The sequence below is a fragment of the Sphingobacterium sp. Lzh-3 genome (assembly GCF_046764375.1).
In the GTDB taxonomy this organism is placed as follows: domain Bacteria; phylum Bacteroidota; class Bacteroidia; order Sphingobacteriales; family Sphingobacteriaceae; genus Sphingobacterium.
On sequence record NZ_CP177226.1, the window covers coordinates 4,686,679 to 4,711,158 of the forward strand.

The window sequence follows — 24,480 nt, forward strand, 5'->3', positions numbered from 1 at the left end:
GTTTAGTTCTTACTAAAACAATTCCAATTGTAAATCGGATCACTATACATCAAATTTAAACTATCGTCGTGAGTGTAGCCTAGGGACAAACCGTCAATCTAAGTGGTCAATTGCGACAGAACGCTGCCCTTGTCTTTATTTTCTTCAAGCGTCAGCATAAAATTCAAATAACACCTTTTCTTAGCAAAATGATGATCATCGAGTAATTTCTTATACGTTGAAATAGCATTAAACATGATTTGGAGATTCTCTTCGTTATAATGATCTACATGAAAATAAACGAGCTCGCTGCTAATATAATTATCCAAAGAGCTGATTAGTTGCTCTTCCATATCAAGTTTGCTTTCAGGAAGCTCGAGCAGTACAGCAAGTTCTTTTTTAAATTCCTCTTCCCTTTTTTTAAGATCGCTCAATCTAGCTTCAATATCCACAAAAGGGAGCGTCTGAAATACAAACGTTGTGTTCTCCACCATTTCATTATAGCGGGTCTGTCCCGCTTCATAATTTTTATTAAACAAAGCAAAGTCCTTATATTTATGTTCAAATTCTGGGTGTTTCCCCTGAACTTCCGCAAGTTGTTCAAAATAAAAGTGAATATCCTGGTTATAACCTGCTATTTTTTTCGCCGTGATAGCAATGTCTTCCGCAATTTTTTGGAGTAATCCGGTTGCATCTGCTGGCCGATATTTCGTACCATCGTAATCAAAAGTCTTTAACTTTATCTCGCCTTTGCTAATTGCTTCAACAACATATTTATCATTTTCCAAACTATTGAGCTCATAAAGTGCTTCAACCTTACTATCGGCGAATAATTCTTCAAACGATTGTTGGGCTGGCTTTTTTCCCATGAGCGTATCCCCTTTCAAGATAGGATGATTATAATCATAGAAATCATTGAATCTTTGATCGATCGCATACATCGCTATTCTCTTTTCAAAATCCTCCGCAAAAGATGTAATCTCTAGGGCTGAAGGCATCTGCTGATACTGTATCCCCGAAAATAATTTATCAGAAATTTGATTGGCTATTGCAGCTCCATTGGAAAGTAAGGCAATAGCAGGATCATTGACGGTTTCCTGCTTAACAATATTAAGCTTCTGTAGTGCTATTACCCGGTCTTCATCCGAGGGATGTGATGACCACTGGTTTTCAAGATTTAACTTTGATTTATCATACTTTTTTAAAGTTGCCAATTCGATCTGTGGCAGGCCATTCCGCATCTGATATCTATTCCGCTCAGCAAACATCAACATAACACACCTATGTTCGGGATAAATGTTACTACTCCGTATATTTTCAGAAAATTTGCTATCATAAAAGCTAAGTACATTCGTGAGTGCATGATTGGCAAAGCTCAATCGCAATAGTGAATCGGCCAAAGCTTGGGAACCTGCAACATGCGCTGCAATTTCATCCGCATGGAACTCCATTTCGCGCGATAGCGCGAGATAATTGAGATTTACATACTCATAAAGATGTTTCAAAACATGCTGGATCTGCTGAATAATAAAAATGGATAGACTGATGAAAATAGCCGAATAACCACCGATATTTCCCCATTTCTCAAACATTTTATCAAGTGATTCGTTTTTATACAACATGTTGTAGATAATTTGATTGACATGGTATACATAACTACCTACCTTCATGCTCTTTTGTGAGAAGTGTCCAAATTCATGGGCGAGAATAGCCTTTAATTCCTGCTGTGTTACCGAATTTACCAGTCCAACACCAATCTGTAGGTTTTTTTGAATTGGAAGAAACATGCTCCAGAAATTCGAGTCGTAAAACACCGATGCATTGACATCGTGAGAAAGAAATACTTTCTTTGGAAAACTTGTATCCACCTCTTTCGCTACTTCATGGATAAGTGCGAATAGCTGCGGCTCGTCACCTTCATATATGCGGGTAAGATGACCTGTATCAACTTTTGTCGAGGTAAAGACAAATTTTAATAAAAAGAATAGAATGGTAAGTCCCGAACCGAATAACCCCAAACACAATACCGCGGTTAAAAACATAGGCTTGCTTGCGAAAATCACTATTCCCAATAGCGTAAAACCAACCGTGATACCTATTGCCAAGAGAAGAAGTAAGATATATGTGATTACAAAAACAACAATAGACAGAATTGTTTTACGTGCATGTTTCTTAAAATTTGCGGAGACTTGTACTTTCATAAAACTATTAATAAAGCAAGGATAATTGACTATATAAATCTAAAAAAATAAACTCGTTTACCTATAAGTTTATAAAAAATCAACAACAAAAAAATATGCTCAATTCATATCTTAGATTACCTGATCTTTATCTCCTTTAAGGAATATTATCATTAATACCCTTTTTTTAAAGAAACCTCATTCAGTAAAGCCTGCCCCTGAATCATTCGTTTATAATTATCCACTACCTGTTGGACCGACGAACTGATATTGGTCCTACTCGCTATATGTGGTGTTATAAAAATAGAAGAACAGGACCAAAATGGATGTTCTTTTGGCAACGGTTCCTGATGAAATACATCAAGGTAAGCCTCGGCAATCTGCCCCTTGTCAATCGCTTCCAGCAGCTCATTTTCAACGAGATGTTCGCCTCTACCAACGTTAATAAGAATCGTTCCACGCGTACACAAATTAAAAAGATTACGATCCAGAATCCCTCTAGTAATATCGGTCAAAGGTAGAATGTTAACAACAAAATCACTATTTTCCACAGCTGATCCCAGCCCCTCCTGCCCCGTAAAAGAAACTACCCCAGAAAGCTCTTTAGGGGAACTGGACCAACCTTTAACTTGAAATCCCAATTGGACCAACCTTTCAGCAACATAAGCTCCAATCTCACCTAAACCTAAAATGGTCACGCTGGTTTCACCATTGGATTTATATACTAGCGGTTGCCAATGCTGTTGTTTCTTTCCTGCAGTATACGCTGAAAAATTCTTCATTGCATACATCAAACAGGTCAAAATATGCTCAAACATATCGCTTTTCAGCATTGGATCTATAATCCTGCAAACGTGGAGCTGCGCAGGAATCTTGTTTGGAAATAAATGATCTATACCCGCCCCTCCGGACTGAATAACTTTTAAATTAGGAAAATGAGTATAGTAATTAACATCAGGTTTCCAACAAAGCGCAAATTCTATTGCCTCATAATTTTCTATTTCGGGATATATCTCCACCTTTACTTCAGGCAAATGTTTAGCAATCTCGGCCTTCCACTCTTCTGCCCGAGCACTATTCAATAGCAAAGCTATACTCATAATCTTTTTTTACGAAAATAACATTTATAAAAAAAAAAGACAATGGACTTATTCAAGAATAAGCCCATTGTCCGATAATCTGTTGATTCGCCTAAAATATAGCATCCATATTCAAGACGAAAAATTCTATTTATAGCCTGGATTTTGTTTTAGGTTATCTCCGTCTTTATTATTCAGCTGAATTTCAGTTAGTGGAATCGGCAATAAGACATTGTAATCCTGAAAACCTGTCGTTATCTTATTTGCTGGACCGGAATCACCATTAAGTAAAATACGTTCCTTCAATTTATTCATTCTAACTAACGTCATTCGACGATTTTCTTCCGAAATCAGTTCACGGGCTCTTTCGTCCAGAATAAAATCAATCGTTAATTGACTGGCTGCGACTTTTCCCAATTGATTATTACTGGACTCCACGCGTGCTGCTTTGAACGAGCGGTCTCGCAGTTTATTGATATCCTCTGCGGCACCTGCTGTATTTCCCTGACGCAAACGAGCTTCTGCTCGCAACAAATAGGTTTCGCCAAATCTCATGACAGGCCAATCTTTTACCAATGCATAGCCAAAATCATCTAATGGATCATACCCCCCCCATTTCGTTGGAAAAGGATACCAAACTTCCAAACTATCGGTTCGGAAAGGGATAACTTTATCCCCTGTCTTGATGACAACATTTTTGATTCCGGTACCTTTTGCTACCCGAAATCCATCCGCGTCAACACCAATTTCTGCAATAAAGTTTGGACGATTGTAATTCGTTGTACGTCGAATATTGAAATTACTATTTCTTATATCTCCCTTTAGACCTTGCCAGACCTTATATTTCATAAAATTGCTAAGCCTTAACCTGCCATTTCCTCTTCCCCCCAGCGAATCGGCATTAATCATCCCATCCCATTTATGGTAAGCCGGCTGCCATACCCGGCGTTGTTGGGGGTTATCAATAGTACCACCGTTTACTTCTCGATTAAGTTCTACTTCAAAGGTCCAGATTGCCTCGGTATTTCCCTGTCCTCGACGCATATTACCCTGCCGAAACATATCTCTAAAATAATCACCCCCTTCGGACAGATATTTTCCGTAGCGTGCTTCGATCAGTTTATAATTACCGCCATCGATAATAGCCGTTGCCATTGCTTCTGCCTGTCCCAAATAGCTCGCGTCCCGCATACCTATTCTTAAAAACGCTTCTGCAGCAAGCTGTCTTGCCATATCTTTGTTAATGCGGCTAGGCGCACTGGCTTTTCCAAGATCTGGGAGCTCTTTAATAGCATAATCCAGATCTGCGGCTATAACTTTGTCAATTTCTGCAACTGAGGTCCGTGTATAATTAAATGAAGGTACTTTGATCGAACTTGTCAGCAGAGGCACGTCACCCCAAAGGGTAACAAGTATATTATAGGCATAGGCGCGAAAAAATTTTGCCTCGGCAGAAGCTTTCGCATTGCTATCTCCCACCCCATCTATCACAAGGTTCGCATTGTTAATAAATGCGTAACATTTTTCCCATAAAAAGCTTACGCCTCCATTTTCGGAGTTCAGATCGGCATACTGATAAAAAGGATTTTCGACTCCCTCCGTTGATCCAGCATTTGTAATATCTGTGCCAATCTGCCAACAGGAAAGAAATCCCTGTCTGCCACTATACCCCCAGAGCTGCGCAAAATTGTAATGTAAGCCTAACAATCTGTTCTCAACTGTAGTCGGATCAACATTGGTAGCATCATAACTTGAATAGGGTTTTTCGTCCAAATAACCTTTACCACAAGAACTTGCTCCTACGGACAACAAAGCCAGCATGGAAAATAAAGTTGTATAATTGTTTATCGTCTTTTTCATGTGTATATAATTGATTTTGAAAAATGATGCGGTATCGTTAAAAACTAAGGTTAATCCCTAAAACATAAGTCCTCACCATCGGATAGTTAATTGCATCGTTCGTGGATCCACGTGTAATATCACGTGCCTCAGGATCCCAGCCCAACCAGTTGGTCCATGTATACAAATTGCGCCCACTTGCATATACCGTCAGGCCCTGCACACCAATTTTTTCGACAAGCTGTTGCGGCATTGTATAGCTTAAGGTCACGTCTTTCAATCGGGTAAAACTCGCATTTGAAGGAAAACCATAACCATGAATATTGGAGTGATTCCCCAAAGAACGCCATTCGTTGCTTTTGTTTTCCGGTGTCCAATATCCCAGTGCCGCTGGTGTACTGCGACGTCCCATCTCATCCGACGCCCCGCCAATCTGCGGATTATTACGTAATGCCCCTTGTACTGTATTTATAAAAACATTAAGCGTAAACGCCTTATATGTAAACGAATTTGTCAAACCTGCAGTCCACTTCGGCGCAGTCTGTCCCAGAACAGATCGATCACCATCATCAACTTTTCCATCAGCATTTAAATCGGCTAATTTAAGATCTCCCGCTTGCGCAGCATCATCCCAACCTTTATTCGCGCCAGATGCAATCTCATCCTCCTGCCAGATACCAACTTTCGTGTAATCATAAATTACGCCTACGGGCTGACCAATAAACCATCTATTGCCCAAATCCTCCTTACCATTGCCATACACTTCAGTAATTTTATTTTTATTACGGGAGAATACCAATGTACTTGACCAGTTAAAATGATCCTTCACAATATTTTTTGTATTCAAGGTCAAGTCTAAACCAGTATTCTGCAATTTACCCATATTGGAATATACATTCACAAAACCAGTTAATTTTGGCAAAAGTTGCTGCAATAGCATATCATAAGTACTGGATTTATAGACATCAATACTACCTGAGATCCGATTATTAAATAGTCCAAAGTCGACGCCAGTATTTAAACCTTTCGTTTTTTCCCACTGCAGATTATCATTGCCCATCAACGTACGAATATTTAAAGCAGTCGTCGATAAACCGTTCATTGCCATAGGATTGGAATTCATTAAGAATTGGGTCTGATAAATACCGATCGCCTCATTTCCAGAAAGTCCATAAGAAATACGCCATTTTAAATTGCTGACAATGTGTTTTGTATTCTGCATGAAAGATTCATTATGAATATTCCATGCCGCTGCTGCCGATGGAAATGCACCATATTTATTGTTTCTTCCGAAAACAGATGCACCATCCCGGCGGACAGTCAAGGTCAACATATAGCGGCTATCATAAGCATAATTTAAGCGACCCATTTGTGAAATAGAACGGTATAAATCTGCAGTAGACGAAACTTTTTGCGTTGAAGCAGCCCCCAAATTTCCCCATCCTAATGCATCGTTAGGAAATACCTCTCCTGTTGCAATTGCTTGTTGCCAATATTTGCTCTTTGCGGCATATAACCCCGTGAAGTCAATATGGTGCTTACCAAAGTCTTTGGTATAAGTCAATATATTCTCTACGGTATAGGACTGTGTTTCACTATTGGTAATACGTCCGAGCCCAGCAAAATTATACACAGACTCCCCTTCATATTCATTGTTCCTGACAGGTATATAGGAATAACCTGCATTCAATTTGTACTTTAATCCAGCTAATGGCTTGTATAATTCACCAAAATTTAATTCTGCATAGCCATTCAATGAAATATTAAATTGTCGGCGTTGCGGATCCAAGGTAGTCGGCAATAATGGATTAGACCATAATTGCTCCGAATACATGGGATACTGTGTTAACGAACCGTCCTCGTTATACATTCTAGCGTAAGGACTCATTGCCGCAGCCTGCAAAAGATTTGCCCGTCCACCATCCCTATTATGCGCGACGATAAATGAAGATGTACCTACTGAAAGATACTTTGTAGCCTTAAAATCGGTATTTGTCCGAAAAGAGTATCGTTTGTAATTGTATCCCAATAGCACCCCTTTTTCGTTTAGATAGTCTCCCGAAACAAAATACTTTGCATTTTCGCTTCCGCCAGACAAACTCACATTATGATTTTGTACAACGCCAGTCTGCATAACCGCATCCAACCAGTCTGTTGTCACACCATTTGCATAATTGTCATATTCATATTGATTACGTACCGGACCACCGTTGTATAAACTTGTATTAGTAATCCGTGCGTACTCGGCATAACGCTTTAAAAGCTCTTCACCTGAAACTGGTTCGAGGATATGTGCAACATTTTCCACACCGCCGTAACCACTATATCGAATCGAAGGTTTTCCTGAAACCCCTCTTTTTGTTGTAATCAGAATGACACCATTAGAACCATTCACGCCATAAATCGCTACCGCAGATGGATCTTTAAGTACTTCGACAGACTCTATATCATTGGGATTGATATCGTTAATTGACCCATCTGTACGCGACAATGGAATTCCATCTACTACGATGTAAGGTTCAGAATTTGCATTGATTGAATTTCTACCACGCACCTGTGCAGAAGGAGCATCTCCCGGAATCGATGATGCCTGTGAGACTGTCACATTGGATACCGCTCCCTGAATAGCTTGCATCACATTGTTTACAGGAATTTTTGAAAGACGGTCTTTGGGAACCGAAGCCACTGATCCCGTTATGTCTGATCTCTTCTGGCTACCATAACCTACCACAACAAGCTCTTCCAGCACATTTTCTGAAGGCAGAAGCGCTATATCCAAATTGGCCTGTTGCCCAACCGTAATCTGCTTCTCCTGAAATCCAACTGACCTGATGATTAAGGTACTTCCAGCGGATACTTGAATCACAAAATTCCCCTGAGCATTTGTCTGTACTGTTTCTGTACCACCTTTGACACGAATTGTAACACCTGCAATGCCCTTTCCTGAGGTGTCTTTAATGATCCCTTTCACATTTGTGCTCTGCCCATAACTGGACATAGCGATCAAAAAGAGACTATTCAATAAGAGCCCCCTTTTTGTGTATCTGTTATAGTAATGATTTAACATAGTTTGTTTAATAATTGATTTGGTTAGCATATTATTCTCTAAGTGCTTCTGGGATCAACCTAGCAATGCCAGAATTTCCAATGGATATTCTTTCAATTTGAATTCATAGACTGTTGTTTATAATTGGTGTTCTTGTTACCTAATGAAAATAGCGCGCATATTTTCCCGGATAAACAAGCAAATAATCTCGTCAAACAGTATCGTTAGACTTAAGACAAAAGTAGCTGTGAAGTGAAATCAGTGTGTTTGATTTTAGTTCAATTGAGTTGAAATTTGCTTCAAAACACCGAAAAAAGCCATCATTGAACATGTATAAACTGATTCCGTCAGACTATTAGAACCTCATTTGTATGGAGCTAAGACAAGAACCTCAAAAAGATCTTATCAGAAAAGCAGAGCCAAGCTCAATGCAATTTGATTTGAGGTTTCGGTTTCATAGTTGAAAACCGGTCTATTCGGAAAGAAGCTGTTGGCAATTAAAATTGAACATACGTGTACCAAGTAGTATCTAACACCAAAGTTTAACCAATATTTAGACAATAATCAGTCAGTAGCTAGTCAGTCTATACTGAATCATCACTGAACAAGCACTGAACGATCACTGAACGATCACTGAACAAACAATGACTAAAGAGCAAATTTGACCCTCATCTGATAGACATTTATTGCGGTGGCTTTCTTTTTATCCTCTTGTTTTTGCACAGGCTATGGGAGAATCTCAAATACGTGTCTTTCTCCATTTTGCCACCGGATCTCCACTTTTTTATCCGTCGCTTTCAATTGCGGGAACAACTCGTCATTCGCCCATTTTTCCCCCGACCTTTTCCACAGCTGCAAAGTAACATACCATTTTTCTCGTGGTCTCCCTTCCTGTACAAAACAATTCAACACGGCACTCTCCTCGGCTACAGGATGAAGCCCATGACAGCTTATGCTTTCTATTCCCTGCCAGCCCATTAGCCTCACCATAGCCAATTGGTACTCGCCATTATCTAAAATCATCGCCTCCTGCCCTTTATACTGAAGTTTATGCGTTTGAATAGGCTTATCTTTCCATTTTGGAAGGGCATAATGCCCTAAACGAAAGATCAAAGGTTTGTTCGAAAGTACTTGATCACATCTCAAAAATCCATTTTCCAATGTCATCTCCGATAAAGCCACATGCACAGTCGTGTCCGAGGCTAAGGTTGCGAAACGACGATATATTCCCTGCTCATAACCTTTAAATTGATAGATACGAAGTGATTCCCATTTCTTCGAACTGTTTTGAAAACTGTAATTCATTGAAATTTCTCCGTTCTTTCCATCAGCCTGCCAAGGAAATGCACTGCTATACGATAGCTTATTATAATTTTCTGTTCCTTGGTAATAGCCCACTTTCTCGCTTGAGTTCCAAGAACGAATTTCAGAAGCGCCAATTTTATCATAATCAGTGATAAGGATTTCAGCACCTTTAACATAGGTATTTAATACCTTTGCTCCAGGAATTTTATTATCCCAATCACCTAAATTTTCCGGTGACGTCCAAAACCCACTATCTTCAGGAACTAAAAGACCTAGAAAAAACTTTCCTAACCAGTATGCACTTCCCCGGCAGCTATACTCCTGCACTGCGGGATCAAAAGGACCATAAAAACCAAGATTTGGAACACCATCTGAAAGAAAATCGGGGTTTTCTAGAAACTGTAACAGCGTACCTGATGCAATTCGCCGCATCCAACCATAGTTAATGGACGGATCATCCAATACCCCCAATAGTGGAAAAGGGACAGCGGCCCCCATACGATAAGAAATACTACGTCCCCACATAATCATTTCACCATTACGACTAAATAAATAAGGATAGCTTTTAACAACGTCCCGTAGGTTCGCCTTAAATCGAGCCGCAAGTTCAGGATACATTCTATCGCCATAGTTATTTGCCCATAGTGTCCCATAGAGCTGAAAAGCCCACATGCTGTAGTAATCATAATATGGACTGTCATTATACCATCCATCGCCACGATAGTCTTTTAAGCATTTTTCCAAAAGATCCCTGATATAATCCTCTCGGACGGCATAGCCTCTACTTTTAAAAAAACTTAGGATCATGATATTGAAAAAGCGCCAATTCATCTGTATCGTTGGCCCATTGCCATAACTTAGCATGGTCTGGGCGAGCACATTTTTTGTATGTGCTGTCAAAGGATCCCACAGCACTTCTGGAGCAGCCATCAGTGCAACAGCTAAACCGCCAAATTCCACCAGCTTTTGACTTGGCCCTCCATCTTTGGGAAGTGGAGCAATATAACTTTCAGAATTCTCGTCCAATAGCTGTTCCAATTGATGCCGATAATAATCCGCCACACGAATATCTCGAATCCTATAGTCAGCATTTTCCTTTAAAAGTGGGATAGCTATGAAAAGCGTGCGGCACAGCCCCTCTAATCGTTCCGTTTCGTTGTGCACCCCATCTCTGGGATAGCTACGTCCAGGCTGTTTAGCAAATAACATGGGACTATTAAGATCTTGAACCTCTGAAAAAGCCCCTTCTAACAAATAGGACGCTGCATCCAACCAATGCTGGCGTGTCAGGCCAGTATATGGGCTTCTTTTAAAGTCTGGATTTTTAAGCTCAAAAACCGCTTTTGTCTGCGCCTGTACAATCGCTCCGAAGCCAACAAAAAAACAAACTATCTTCAAAATTCGAGATATCTGCTGTTTTATTTTCATATTTTTAATCTCCTTATTTTTTTTTGGTTTTATCGCGCCACTCCAGCACTTTGACGGTTGTCGGAGCATTTTCCGCTAACCCCTCACCATCTTTTTGGACCGTAGCCTGTACGAATAATGCTATCTTGCGTTTTTTTCGCCACAGCTCAGTATCATATGTAGGTTCCCAAGATCCTACAGATTCATCACAAAGATCAACAGGATCATTCGCTTCTCGCTGCATCCCCTGTAAGGTCAAAATCGAAGGCCGATATCCCCTTTCCTGGTCTCGAAAAATCAGCGTTAAGGCAATTCTATCATCTTTACCCCGGACCAAGAGCTGCGGTCTAGCGATAGGAATCTCTTTTGTTCCACCACCACTTAAGCTAAATGAGGTCCTTCTAAAATCAAAAGAGCGGACTTTCCATTCGCCGTCCTGCAAATAAATAACTTTATATTGTGGAATCCGAGAACCTGGATTACGCCAATAACTGGCTATAAAAGGATTTCCCTTGTCGTCAGCAGCGATTGATGTCTGATTAATCAGTTCGTGCTGCTGCGGTATACGGGCAGCATATTCTACGGTAGATGCTTTCATCGGCAGATTATATCTCGTTCCATTGCTGCGCTCCCAGGTTAATCCGCCATCTTTTGAACAGGCATACGCCATATCATGATTACTTGCCACATTTGGGCTTTCACGCCAGACCCAAGATAGATGTATCGTTCCCTGATTATCAACATAACTTTGCCAATACGCATTTCTCTTTCCTTCACCATCAATCAAGTTGCTATGAATACGTTTCCATTGCTGCTGTTTCACGTCATAGCTATTCACCACGAGATTGCCATTGCCCGATCCCCCATCCCGATATAGAAATAGCAGCTGGCCATTAGGCAGTTTTAAAAATTCGGGGTAAGTCACCTGTGTTTCATTTCGACCTACCATAACCTGCTCATAACCAAGCACGAGGCTATTAGGATGAAGAGAACGTGCATACCTCAATCGACTGTCATGCTGATCCCAGCATACGTGAAGATATCCAGCCTTGTCCACCATAATGCTGATAACATTGTGTGCATCTTCGGCATGGCCAGTATAAGCGGTACGCCGCAACTGCCAAGTCTTTCCCGATAGCAGACGTCGGCCTAAAACGACATATCCCTCGTCGTCATAATAAGATATATACTGATACTTACGGTCACTTGCTAAGGAATTTTTGCGAAATACAGCCGTATTAACCGTATTCTTTGCCCATCCGCTCCCCGCTATTGTTTCCTTAATTTTTTGTCCCTGCACCTGACAGAGAAATAATTGGGATACAAAACAGAGCATCCCTATTCTTAAAATTTGACTAAGATATCTTTTCATTCATTTTCTTAATTGAGCCTTTAATGCTCGTTTCATAGGTACTGTATTAGCGAATGCCCTTGCTATGATCTGTATTCCAATCCTGTCCTGACCAGACACGTTTGGCACTCCAATCTGTAACTTCACTTGTCCAGAAAGGATCATCATCCGGCAGCCCCAAAGGCAAAAAAATCACCGAACAGAGGTAAGGACTTCCTTGATTATTGTAAGAATCGGCGAGACCAGGTTGACTACCATACATGCCCAACGTCAACCAGCCATTTTGATAAGTACTTGGATTCTCTGTTGTTTTTTTTAATACAGCAGACAGCGCTCCACGGACCTGCCCGTTTGTCAGTTCTCTTGGGAGTCGCTTCTTAAACGCCATGTCTGCCAAGTGATGAAAGGCCGCGGCCCTATAAATTACGGATCTTCCTGTTGGCGGAAAACTACCGTCTGCATTGATCAGCCGCTCTTGGATAATAGCATAGCGTTCGTTTCGAAGCCTGATTTTCGCAAACATGTTATCATAGTTCGGGGTTTTCAATTGGATCACATCCATGATACCCCCCAAAAAAGGATGAATCACATAACTATTATAGTAATCGAAAGCATACTGTGGGCCATCCATATACATACCATCACCAACATACCATTGTTCCAGTTGCTGCAAAGCATAGTCGACACGCATGACATCCCAATCCTCCGAATATTTGGCTAAGAACGCTTCATTCATCGCCGAGAAAAGCAACCAATTTGAATATGCTGGACGAAATTGCCGCGTAATCTTTATCGATGCAATTAAATTCTTTTTGGTTTGATGATCAAGGTGATCCCACAGCCATGGACTTCGCATAAAACCTAAAGCAATAAAGGAGGCATCTACAAGTTGTTGCCCCCCAAGATCAAAACGCATAAAATCCCGTGCGTTACTATCCAATGCATTTTTAAGTGCTTGAATCGTCCAAATTCTATATTGATCACGTAGCTGTCTTTCAGCGACAGAACCACCATCCAATGAAAGCCAAGGGGTTATACCAGACAATACTCGTCCCAGTACCTCAACATATTGCACTTTGATACGATGTTCTCTGTTATCCACATGATTTGATGTTGTCTGCGGCATGTTTAATCGTAGGCTATCATGGGCCAAGCTCCGCAAAACAGGACGTAGCATACGATCCATTTCTTGAAGCCAAAAAGTTCTCCCTGTTTCCTCATTACCTGTAGATTTCTGCTTTACAATTTGGCCCTTGACAAACTGAACTGCCAACAGCAACAGAAAAAAAGGTAAAACTCGCATCTTAATTTTCATAGCTTATATTATTTTTTATCGAGATAACGGTACATTTCTGTACCGGCCAATAAGAATGCACCTACACCAAATGGAGCCGTAGAGTTCGCGTCGACCACTTGGCCGGGGATAGCTTTCTCACCGATAGGCTGCACATATCCGATTCTTCCGTCATCCTGCAGAGCAATTTGACTCAGGTAGTGCCAACCTTTAAGGGCGGCCTGAGAAAACTTCGGATTCAAGAGTACGCCTTGGTTAATTCCCCAGAGTAGACCATACGTAAAGAATGCAGTACCGCTAGTTTCCCTCCCCGGCGCATGATCCGGATCCAACATGCTCCGCGTCCAAAACCCTTCATCCTGTTGGCAGCTTATGATCGCAACCGCCATTTCTTTGAATCTTCGTTGATAATAATCGTAATGTTTATCCTGCTTGGGTAGATCCTGTAAAACTTTCGCTAAGGCCGCGAACACCCAACCGTCACCTCGCGCCCAAAAATCCTTTTTGCCATGGAGGCTTCTGTGTTTTGGATAAACATATTTTGCGTCACGATAGTATAACTTATCCGTCCTATCGAACATAATACTATCCGCATAGGAGAAATAGGTATACATTTTATCCAGATAAAGTGGATCTTGGGTCAATTTGTACATTTTGGTCATGACTGGCATAACCATGTAAAGACCATCTGCCCACCACCAATAATCAGTATTGGGTGAATGGATCTGATAGTCCATAACTTCTTTCGCCCGAGCTATCTTTTCTGGACTTGGCGATAAATTATAAAGATCAATATAGGTCTGGAAACAAATCTGCCAATCTCCAAAAAGAACATAATCATCCGTTTCACCATAGCTATATTTCCAATCTTGCCTGTTGGTTGATTTAGCACCTTTCCAACCATTGAACCTTGCCCAATCTTCAGCGTATTTCAGATCGCTTTTTGAGCCTGAAATCTTATAGAATTCCATATTTCCAGTATGGTAGGCCGCCTGGTCCCAAAATGCCCAAACCTCTGGCTTGTGATGCGATTGCCAATACCGGTTTGCACTTTTAAGCTGAGAAAGGACAACTTCTTTTTTTAGTTTCTGTCCAAAAGAGAAATTTCCGATAAACAATAGGCATAAAATAAAATTGATACGCATGTCTTAAGATTTATAAGTTTTGATTCCCAAACCGGGATAAACAAAACTACTTCAAATCGCTGTGTAAGATGTTTGAATAGAGACTAATCATGACCCAAAATGGGATCAATTTACGTCTAAAAGGCCAATCTATCGTATTTAAGAGCTCTATTTTAAATAAACGTACAATATACACTTATTTAAAAAACATTTGTATCTTTAATCCATATAAACCTAAAAATATTCAGTTGGACTCTTTCTTTTCACGGTACGATAGGGATGTTATTGAAGCACAATTACACCTTCTCAGATTTAAGCCCTAAAAAATTGAGCACAGAAACTGTTACTGCGATAAGAAGTTTACCTACACTGGATTGGACTGGTGAAATAAAAAACTATTAAGATGAATGCAAGTATTAAGCAGATTATCACATTTTTGTATCTATCTCTATCCCTAATAACTATTGTATATAGTCAACAAATGGGACTCAACCCTGTGACAAAAAATTATGAGCTTCCCTCTCTAACGATCAACCAGACTATTCAAGATCAAGAAGGATATATTTGGTTTGCATCCACACAAGGATTAAGTCGTTATGATGCGTATAACATACTCAATTTTAAACTTAGAAACACGGAAGGCAAAGTAACCACCCAACAATCTATTACGACGCTGATAGAGTTGGGTAACAAGCTAATTTTAGGCAGTGAGAGTGGGGTTTATGTTCTCGATAAACATAATTATTGGGTATTTCCACTACAGGATTCACGCGTCAATACAGTTCGCGTCAATACGATGATGGTAGATCGTCAAAAGAGGCTCTGGATTGGAACAGACAATGGCATCTTTATTTATAATAAAGACTTAACCCCTTTGACGGAAGCTCAAAGTTCGCAGCTACTCAATAATCTAATGCGCGGTAAAACAGTTAATATGATCTTTCAAGACAGCCAGACCAACATCTGGATCGGTGTGTGGGGATCGGGCTTGTTTAAACTGAATCCCGACAGCAGCACACTGCGCTCTTACCCTAGACTCGGTCAGCGCAACAACCCATTCAAAATCATGGAAGATGATCGGGAGCAGCTATGGATATGCACGTGGGGAGATGGAATTTATCTATTCAACCCACAAGATCCAAATAATCCATATAAGGAAATTGAAATCAAAAATAAACGACGTAATGTCGGCAAAGAAGATCTATTTTACAACATTATCCAGGATCGAAGTCGCCAATACATTTGGGTACTTTCTTTTTCGGGGATATCTACACTGCAATATCACAATGGACTAGTGCAGGAAATTGATCTATCTAGTTATTTCGACAATACGACAAATATCTTCAACGATATCTATCAAGATAGACACGGGACATTATGGCTCGCTATTGGAGGAAAAGGGGTCTCCATGTTTAGTTTCGATAAACCTCTTATAAAAAACTATAGTTTCAAACAGATCAAAACTTTATACAGCATTGCTCCAAACCTAAATATGCTCTATCGGGATAATACAGGTATTCTGTGGTTTAACCTTGAAAGATTTGGTTTTGGGAGCCTATCGCCTAAAACAAATCAGTTAAATACCTATAGTAATTCCAATTTTAGGGATTTGATCTCGATACGTGCCGTAACTTGTGCGATGGATTTCGGACAGGAACTGTGGGTAGGATCCGCCTATGAATCTTCAATCAATATATTCCAGAAAACTAACAATAATATCAAATTCTTACAAAAAATAGATCTAGCAGGTCAGGTCGCCCACGGGGGAATACCTTCATTTTTCTTCACGGACAAACAAAAACGACTTTGGATTGCCACAACAAAAGGCTTGCTCCTGAAAAGATCGGAATCAGAAAATATAGCAGTCATCCATACAATAAAAGATCAACCAGTAGCCATTGCCCAAGATAATCAAAACCATATATGGATTGCAACCAAAGAAAATGGGATCTATTGCATAGATAATCGAGATTTAAGGTCTTTACCCATGCATATCGGTAAAGAAACCTCAGGGTTAAAAAGCGACCAGATCGAAACCATGGATGTGGATAAGGATGGGAATCTATGGATTGGTACCAAGGATAATAGGTTGATTAGCTATCAACCTACAACTAAGAAGGTAACGGAAATTGCCAATACGACATTATTTGAAAAAAACCAGCTGCTTGACATCGTTTGTCTTGATCATTATACCTGGTTGTCTACGACCCGAAACATATACAAAATTAACCGCCTAAGCAAAGATATCAGTGAATTTTCAGCATCAGATAGTCTTCAGGTCAACATGTTTTCAAAACGGGCTTTCGCAGTAGATAAAACCAGTAATACCGTTTATTTCGGTGGTTACAATGGAATTGTGCAACTCAACGATTATAGCATTGTGCCCAATTTCAAAGAAAAAGTTCTTATTTCAGACATAAAAATTAATAATAAGTCGATTATTCTAGAATCAAAACAGGGAATATTCAGCGATTCCCCCGCTAAATTGACCTTGAATCCCCAAGATCAAAACATTGAAATATCCTTCTCGACCCTACCTTTTACGCAGGAAGGAAAAATCCGTTATGCTTATAAATTGGAAGGCGTAGACAAAGAATGGATCTATGCTCCTCGAGATCGGATCTTTGCAACATATAACAATTTAAGTAAAGGGAACTATCGATTTTTAGTCAAATCAACCGACTTGTACAATAAGTGGAGTACAACTTTTACTCAAATTGAAATAATAAAAAAGCCTTCATTCTACGAAAGCAATTTAGCTTATTTTTTATACACATGTATTTTCGCTGGGGTTGTCTTCTTTTTTATTAATTATTCTTTCAAGCGTTTAAAATTGAGTGGTGATCTAAAAATTGCCCAAATTGAAAAAGAAAAGACTAAGGAGCTCGCGCAGTCCAAACTCAGTTATTTTACCAATATTTCACACGACTTGCTTACGCCGCTAACTATTATATCCTGTTTAGTTGATGACGTTCAGATGACTACGAAAAATAGTTTGGAACAATTTGATAAAATGCGCCTTAATCTAAGCCGGCTAAAACGGTTGCTCCAGCAAATCTTAGATTTCAGAAGGATGGAAAACAATGGCATGAAGCTACAAATCAGTGCATCTAACTTCCCCTCTTTTGTTACTCAATTGGGAGCCATGCATTTTGGTCCAATTGCCAAAAAGAAAAATATCGATTTTGAAATTCAACATGGAGACTGTCCCGAAATCCTTTTCTACGATGTCGACAAAATCGATAAAGTTCTTTTCAATCTCTTATCAAATGCATTTAAATATACCGAACAAGGTGGAAAGATTACACTTTCTTATCATGTGGAGGAAGGAATAGATTCCAGTAGACTCTTTATTTATGTTCGTGATAATGGCGTAGGAATATACCCCGAGGACGTCGATAAAATTTTTACCGCTTTTTACACCAATAATTCTACAAAGCATCTTGAAAGTAATGGTATTGGACTTTCGGTAACCAAACAACTGATAGAAGCTCATCATGGTGCAATCCATGTGGAGAGTCAAAGAAGTATTGGAAGTATGTTTCAGATCACGATTCCGATCGATAAACAATATTACTGCAAGAAAGGAATAGAGGTGATGGAACAACCATTTGTCGAAGAAATTAAAACGACCATTATTGAATCTAATACCGACGACCAGCGATTATCAAAAAATATACTACAGCCCAGGCTTAACCTGCTGTTAGTGGAAGATAATGAAGAGCTTCGTTCAACCATGGCTAGAATTTTAGCACACAATTATCAGGTCCATATCGCACATAACGGTCTTCAGGGATTGGAAGTCCTCGAAAATACAGAAATTGATATTATTGTAAGTGATATTATGATGCCCGAACTCGATGGACTCAATTTTTGTAGGATCTTAAAATCAAACGCAGAGCTAAACCATATTCCAATTTTGCTCTTAACGGCCAAAAATAGCATTGAAGATCGTATTGAATGCTATCAAGCAGGCGCCGATGGTTATATCAGCAAACCTTTTGAGATTAAAGTTTTAGAAGCCAAAATCCAAAGCTTCATCATCAATAAGCGTTGCCGACAACGCGTTTTTCAAACGAATACACAGATTAATATAGCAACACTTGATCACACGCCTTTAGACGAAAAGTTTGTGCATAAGATGATTCAGGTTATCCAGCAACATCTTTCGGACGACCAGTTTGATGTAATCAAACTTGGGGATATACTAGGCTTATCCAAATCGACTCTGTATCGAAAGACAAAAGTTTTATTGAATGTATCTCCTAGCGAGTTTATTAAAAACATACGACTAAAACATGCTTGTCAAATCATGAAAAAAGATCGGTCCATTTCAGTGAGTGAAGTGGCTTTTGAGACTGGTTTTTCAGATCCGCGTTATTTCGCAACCTGCTTTAAAGCGGCATTTGGCGTAACTCCAAGTGAGTTCCAAAAAAACACAGTGGAAAACACCTTTGTTCCCTCATAATTTTGAATTATAAGATCCTGTTTAAAATTCATTTCGTATTTTAAACAGGATCTTTTTGCCGATGACTGTCTTTTGTTTCCCGTTTTCATTGTATTTTTATCGTAAATTGTATCTTGATATCCCTAAACAAAAATTAAGATGGCACTTAAACATCGATTTATCTTAATTGGTCTCATCCTGTTAAAATTCATCATTCAATATCAGTTGATTAGTCCGATTTACGAATTGCAGCGTGACGAATTTCTACATCTCGATCAGGCGAATCATCTGGCTTGGGGCTATCTCTCTGTTCCGCCCCTCACCTCTTGGACCTCCTATCTGATCAAAATAATGGGAAATTCCGAATTCTGGATCAAATTTTTCCCCGCATTGTACGGAGCTTTGACGATTTTAGTGGTCTGGAAAACAATAGAAGCGCTGAAAGGAAACCTCTTTGCACTTATATTTGGCAGTTGCAGTATTATGTTTTCCGTTCTCTTTCGTCTGAATGGGTTATATCAGCCAAATTCTCTGGATGTATTGTGCTGGACTTCCATATACTATCTCATCATACGATATTTGAACAACCAACAATCGAAATGGCTGTTTTATATTGCCTTTGTATTTGCTATTGGCTTTTTGAATAAATATAATATCATGTTTCTGATCTTGGGTTTAGTTCCTGCTCTTGCACTCGCGCCCGAACGGAAGGTATTTACGGAACGAAAATTATATGGTAGTTTACTCATCGCCATACTTATCATCTTGCCGAATTTAATATGGCAGTATCAAAATAATTTTCCGGTATTCTCTCATTTTAAAGAGCTTCAGGCAACGCAACTCGTCCACGTCAATCGGTGGAGCTTTGTCCGTTCTCAGTTTTTGTTTTTCTTCGGGACTTTTCCTGTTATAATTTTCGGTTTATATGCCTTGTTGAAATATCCCCCATTTAAACCTTATCGCCTATTCTTCTGGTCATTTTTTATTACCATTGGTATTTTCCTATTTTTAAGAGCCAAAGATTATTATGCGATAGGTATTTATCCCATTTATTTTGCCTTCGGAGCGGTTTATATTGCATCACTACTGGAAAACAAAACTGGTAAAATTCTTAAGCCAATCTTCATCGTTTTAACAGGCATCTTGTTTCTACCGATCTACAACATTGCCTTTCCCAATCGCAATCCATCGTACTTTGTAGAACATCCTGAAAAATACCGTAAATACGGCATGTTAACCTGGGAAGATGGTGAAGAACACCCACTTCCACAAGACTTTGCCGATATGTTAGGTTGGAAAGAACTTGCCCACAAAGTAGATAGCGTTTATCGTCAGATTCCCCAACCTCAAAATACACTCGTTCTTTGCGACAATTATGGACAGGCAGGTGCTATAAACTACTATTCCAAACTTGGGATTAGGGCTGTTTCTTTCAATGCCGATTATATCAATTGGTTTGATCTGAGTAAAAAATACCGCAATTTGATCCGGGTCAAGAACCGTTGGGAGCGTGAAACTGAACTAAAAACAACCAGTCCCTTCTTTACACAGTCAATGGTAGCAGACTCCATTACAAATAGCTATGCCCGGGAACATGGAACAATGATCTTCTCTTTTATCAACGCTAAAATTAATATCAATGAACGGGTTTCAAATGAAGTAGAATCAGAAAAAAAGGAAAAGAATCTTCCTTTATGAATTAGCGACTTTTAAGCCTTTAAGGTTAACTGAGCGCTTTTTTTATCTGAAATATTTATTATCTTTAATATACTTAGCCAAAGCTTCCCACCTAGTCATGCTCGCCGTAATACCGCCAGCACCGTAGCGACTACTGGGGCTTAATACCATATTAATAGGATATTTATGCGATTTTTGAATTTTTTGAAGGGACAGGGTAATCTGAAGCAAATTGATGTTAGCGAAGATGATGATTTTGTGGATTTACAATTGACAGTAACAAAATATTGGAAGGACGACGACGAACATCATATCGTTCAGGCAAAGGGGCTTTGGGGTAGAGAGACAGTAGGCCTGGCAATAGCCTTTCGACCCGATATGAAATTAGGAATTGTAGACACTGAGGTTGATAAAAAAAGATTTTACCGTGAAGGAGTTAACTTCTATTCGATAGGTAAACTGAGCGACAATTTTACCAGGGCCTTACATAGCTTATTTCAAATAGATGGTACGCTTGGTAATATGCAAGATAGCGTCGGTTCCACCGCATTTATTGTCAGCGGACGACCAGAGCATTTTGATGAAGATTATATTAAAGCGAAAGTTTTCTTCGACGGTGCAAATGAAAAGAACCTTTACGCCGAATGGTATGTCAATGTGGATTTAAAAAACAAGATCCTGGAACTCCGGGAAAAAGATCCCGAATACAGAAAAAACATACTCGCTATCTTGACAAATGTTTAAATTTGACCGTGCTTTCCCATCAACTAACCAGCGTTGAAACACAGGAAGCTTTTTGACAACAATGATCACTTAACAAGGACCATCCTTTTTGAGACATGCAGTTGTTGGATCATCCAGTACATATCGATCATTAAGAAAAATGCAGCAAAAAAGTCACACTATACCACTAAATTCATTTCCGAATGATTTTAATTTAGGAATATTGATAAAAAAGAATGCTGTTAGAAATTTAGAACTAGCCCAAATAAGTCAGGCACATCGCGATGATTTCTACCTGTTTTTTATACTCGAGGAGGGAAATGGCATCTTCGAAATAGATTTTCAGCAACACCAACTGGGTCCTTCTTCTGTCATGATCATTCAGCCCTATCAAGTGCATCGTGGCATCGCAATGGACTACAGTGTGTTTAGTGTCCTAATGATCAGTGTAGAAAACCTGAATTCGGATTACATCAATGCATTGAAAGATATTGATACGATTGCTCCAATCAACATTGACCAAGAAACATGCACTATCTTATCGAAAACGGTAGATATCTGTTTAAAGCTCAACGAAAGAAAACACGAAAAACTGTATCCTACGTTCATGAAAGACAGCTGCAATACGATCGCAGCCCTAATTATTTCACAGTATTTAGTACAATCAAAAAAAAGTGACGCACAGTCCAGAGCAGAGCATATTACAAAACAGTTCAATGCATTGTTGGATAAAGATTTTATCATCAATAAACAGCCAAAAATATATGCCGAGAAATTGAAAATATCAACAGCTTATCTCAATGAATGTATCAAAAAAGCAACTGGAAAGCCCGTCACCTATCATATTCAACAACGTATCGTATTGGAAGCAAAACGGCTGCTATACCATTCAAGTAAATCCGTCAAGGAGATTGCTGCCGCACTTGGCTACGATGATTATCCTTATTTTTCACGCTTATTTTCAAAAGTAACAGGCATGACTGCCCTTACATTTCGAAACAAAAACCTCGAATAGTCCAATACTTACCACCTTTTATCTCTTTTAAACCCCACTGGATTAATATTTCTTTGTAATATAAAATACAGTGAACCCCATTCCTTAATTCATCAATATCAAAAGGTATAAAATCCTTTTTGAGGAATTGCAGATTTTCGCTGGAATAAAACTACTGTAATCAACGGAATTCAAAAAGGTAAAGCAAATAAAAGAGAAAGCTAATGAGATATTTCATCGCCGAGCCTGTCGGGCAAGTTAAAAACGATTTATTTTTTGAAGTCGCCAATTTTCTTTGGGATAGTGGAAATGAGGTTTCCCTTGGCGAAAATATTATCTGCAATTGCCAAAAGATGCAACATGCAGATTACGACTATACCATCTCCCTCGTTCCGAACAATGAAGCTGTAGAATCACTATTTAATACACATTATAAAATCATCAGCAAATATTTTGACCAAATTGACAGCGATGGCCCTATGCTTGTTTTAGCGAATACAGGCATCTATACCAATGCTCTGCCTTATCCGCATAAGATTTACAATTTTGAAAAATTAGATACACAGGCTTTGTCCAGCTTCTTTGACTGGTGCAAAAGATTTAATTTATTTGTTAGAAAAAAATAAATTAAATCGAATTCTAAATATCGGAATATGCCGTAGGAAACAGTAGCACCTTTATACTTTTAGATACGTTATTCTGGTATTGCGGTAAATCCTGCATTGGTTTGTATAAAGGTCCAAAATCTTTCCAATGTATATTCCTGTCTTCCATATTTTCGAAAGCCGTTAAATACATCAGGTTGGGCATCGTACTACCGGCAATTACTTGTCCATAGAATACAGCATTAAAATTTAACTTATTAAAAATATCGATTTCACCGTTGTTGAACATGTCTATCTTATTCATTGACAGTTTCTCGGTTGCAGCCTCATAACTGCGTAGTTCATAAATGCGTTTATTTTTTTCAGCAGATAATTTAGGAAGCGCTGATTTGGGCATTCCTTCAAATGCTTTCATCCATATTGTCTCCAACCTTTTGAAAGGAGGATTACTATAACCTGCCCCAATATAAATCTTTCCAGCCTCCAGGTATTTTTGATCTTTGGCCAGCCGCTGATCCAAATTAACCAGCAAACTGAGATCAGCAGCACTGATGAACACGTAAACCAATCTATCTTGGCCAACTGCATTTTCTAAGGGTTTAAATACGCCGATTTCTTTAAATCCCAATTTATGCAATGCCGGTAAATAAGCCGACTCAAGATACTGGTCAATGACTTTCTCCTGCTCATCAGTCTCATAATGATATACTTTCAACTGAAAATAGTTCTGATTTACTTTTTCAAATGCAGCGGCATAACTTCCCACAGCGACAAGCAATAAAACTAAGATGAAAGGTCTATATAGGTTAAAGGCATTCTTTTTCATGAGCAATAAGATGAATTGGTTATTGATTATACCATAAAGATAATATTAATTTTGAAAGTTCAAACTCGGAAGATTCGTCTCATCACAAAACTATCTTCCATTAAGCCTAAAAATGGGGATTTCTACTTATTAGAATCGGTATTTTACCCATGCTTCCCCTAAGGCTTTTTAGTTAATTTAGCTCCACCTTTTTTTAAAACGAAAACATGCCAAATAAAACAATACTGATGTTGGACGATGATAAACATGTCCTTGAAATATGCACAATAATCCTTGAAACAAACGGCTATAATATGGCCGTTTCAGAAACCTCTCACGATATCATCGAAAAGGTTGAAGAGGTACGTCCAGATTTAATCTTGATGGACAATTGGATTCCAAAAATAGGTGGTGTAGAAGCCACTCGTCTGCTCAAAAAACATCCTTTATATCGAGACATCCCTGTTATCTACCTCTCCGCAAATACCGATATTGAAACACTAGCCCAACAAGCTGGAGCAGACAGCTATCTCGCCAAGCCTTTTGATCTAGAAGATTTAGAAAATAGAATAGCTGAACTACTGTAGTTCTATTCTTATATTTCAGCACCATTACGGAAATGCTA

The 24,480-nt window shown here is 39.1% G+C and carries 15 protein-coding genes; 6 read left to right on the forward strand and 9 right to left on the reverse strand.

The features are described 5' to 3' along the window. Positions 1-98: 98 nt before the first annotated feature. The 8 genes from ACLCDV_RS19765 to ACLCDV_RS19800 form a co-directional block, all read right to left on the reverse strand. Positions 99-2,180: a M48 family metallopeptidase gene (locus ACLCDV_RS19765; protein ID WP_317664635.1), complete on the reverse strand. Its 2,082-nt coding sequence runs from the start codon at positions 2,178-2,180 to the stop codon at positions 99-101. 152 nt (positions 2,181-2,332) lie between these two features. Then, complete coding sequence (locus ACLCDV_RS19770; protein ID WP_317664633.1) at positions 2,333-3,259, reverse strand: glyoxylate/hydroxypyruvate reductase A; 927 nt, start codon at positions 3,257-3,259, stop codon at positions 2,333-2,335. A 126-nt stretch (positions 3,260-3,385) separates the two neighbouring features. After that, on the reverse strand, positions 3,386-5,098 hold the full coding sequence (locus ACLCDV_RS19775) for a RagB/SusD family nutrient uptake outer membrane protein (protein ID WP_411972048.1): 1,713 nt from the start codon (positions 5,096-5,098) through the stop codon (positions 3,386-3,388). Between the two features lie 37 nt (positions 5,099-5,135). Beyond that, on the reverse strand, positions 5,136-8,144 hold the full coding sequence (locus tag ACLCDV_RS19780) for a SusC/RagA family TonB-linked outer membrane protein (protein ID WP_411972049.1): 3,009 nt from the start codon (positions 8,142-8,144) through the stop codon (positions 5,136-5,138). Positions 8,145-8,849: 705 nt separating this feature from the next. Continuing rightward, positions 8,850-10,856 (reverse strand): DUF2264 domain-containing protein, encoded by a 2,007-nt coding sequence (locus ACLCDV_RS19785; protein WP_411972050.1) that lies wholly within the window; start codon positions 10,854-10,856, stop codon positions 8,850-8,852. 13 nt (positions 10,857-10,869) lie between these two features. After that, positions 10,870-12,207, reverse strand: coding sequence for a BNR repeat-containing protein (locus ACLCDV_RS19790; RefSeq protein ID WP_411972051.1), 1,338 nt, complete (start codon positions 12,205-12,207; stop codon positions 10,870-10,872). A gap of 46 nt (positions 12,208-12,253) precedes the next feature. Further along, positions 12,254-13,501, reverse strand: coding sequence for a DUF2264 domain-containing protein (locus ACLCDV_RS19795; RefSeq protein ID WP_317664624.1), 1,248 nt, complete (start codon positions 13,499-13,501; stop codon positions 12,254-12,256). A gap of 8 nt (positions 13,502-13,509) precedes the next feature. Then, complete coding sequence (locus ACLCDV_RS19800; RefSeq protein ID WP_317664623.1) at positions 13,510-14,625, reverse strand: glycoside hydrolase family 88 protein; 1,116 nt, start codon at positions 14,623-14,625, stop codon at positions 13,510-13,512. Positions 14,626-15,007: 382 nt separating this feature from the next. Between ACLCDV_RS19800 and ACLCDV_RS19805 the strand changes: the two genes are divergently transcribed. The 5 genes from ACLCDV_RS19805 to ACLCDV_RS19825 all read left to right on the forward strand — a co-directional run bounded on the left by ACLCDV_RS19805 (position 15,008) and on the right by ACLCDV_RS19825 (position 23,071). Next, positions 15,008-19,072 carry a response regulator gene (locus ACLCDV_RS19805; RefSeq protein ID WP_411972052.1) on the forward strand — a complete coding sequence of 1,355 codons (4,065 nt, stop codon included), beginning with the start codon at positions 15,008-15,010 and terminating at the stop codon, positions 19,070-19,072. 138 nt (positions 19,073-19,210) lie between these two features. Next, positions 19,211-20,749: an ArnT family glycosyltransferase gene (locus tag ACLCDV_RS19810; RefSeq protein WP_411972053.1), complete on the forward strand. Its 1,539-nt coding sequence runs from the start codon at positions 19,211-19,213 to the stop codon at positions 20,747-20,749. A 165-nt stretch (positions 20,750-20,914) separates the two neighbouring features. Then, entirely contained in the window at positions 20,915-21,472 is a 558-nt protein-coding gene (locus ACLCDV_RS19815) for a hypothetical protein (RefSeq protein WP_411972054.1), read from the forward strand. 139 nt (positions 21,473-21,611) lie between these two features. After that, entirely contained in the window at positions 21,612-22,466 is an 855-nt protein-coding gene (locus tag ACLCDV_RS19820) for an AraC family transcriptional regulator (protein WP_411972055.1), read from the forward strand. A gap of 203 nt (positions 22,467-22,669) precedes the next feature. Then, positions 22,670-23,071 carry a hypothetical protein gene (locus ACLCDV_RS19825; RefSeq protein WP_145330776.1) on the forward strand — a complete coding sequence of 134 codons (402 nt, stop codon included), beginning with the start codon at positions 22,670-22,672 and terminating at the stop codon, positions 23,069-23,071. A gap of 13 nt (positions 23,072-23,084) precedes the next feature. On the opposite strand, the gene ACLCDV_RS19830 is transcribed toward ACLCDV_RS19825, so the two are convergent. Continuing rightward, positions 23,085-23,876 (reverse strand): NIPSNAP family protein, encoded by a 792-nt coding sequence (locus tag ACLCDV_RS19830; RefSeq protein WP_411972056.1) that lies wholly within the window; start codon positions 23,874-23,876, stop codon positions 23,085-23,087. Between the two features lie 206 nt (positions 23,877-24,082). Here ACLCDV_RS19830 and ACLCDV_RS19835 point away from each other — a divergent pair, with 206 nt between their 5' ends. Then, on the forward strand, positions 24,083-24,442 hold the full coding sequence (locus ACLCDV_RS19835; protein ID WP_088162542.1) for a response regulator: 360 nt from the start codon (positions 24,083-24,085) through the stop codon (positions 24,440-24,442). The last annotated feature ends 38 nt before the right edge of the window (positions 24,443-24,480 follow it).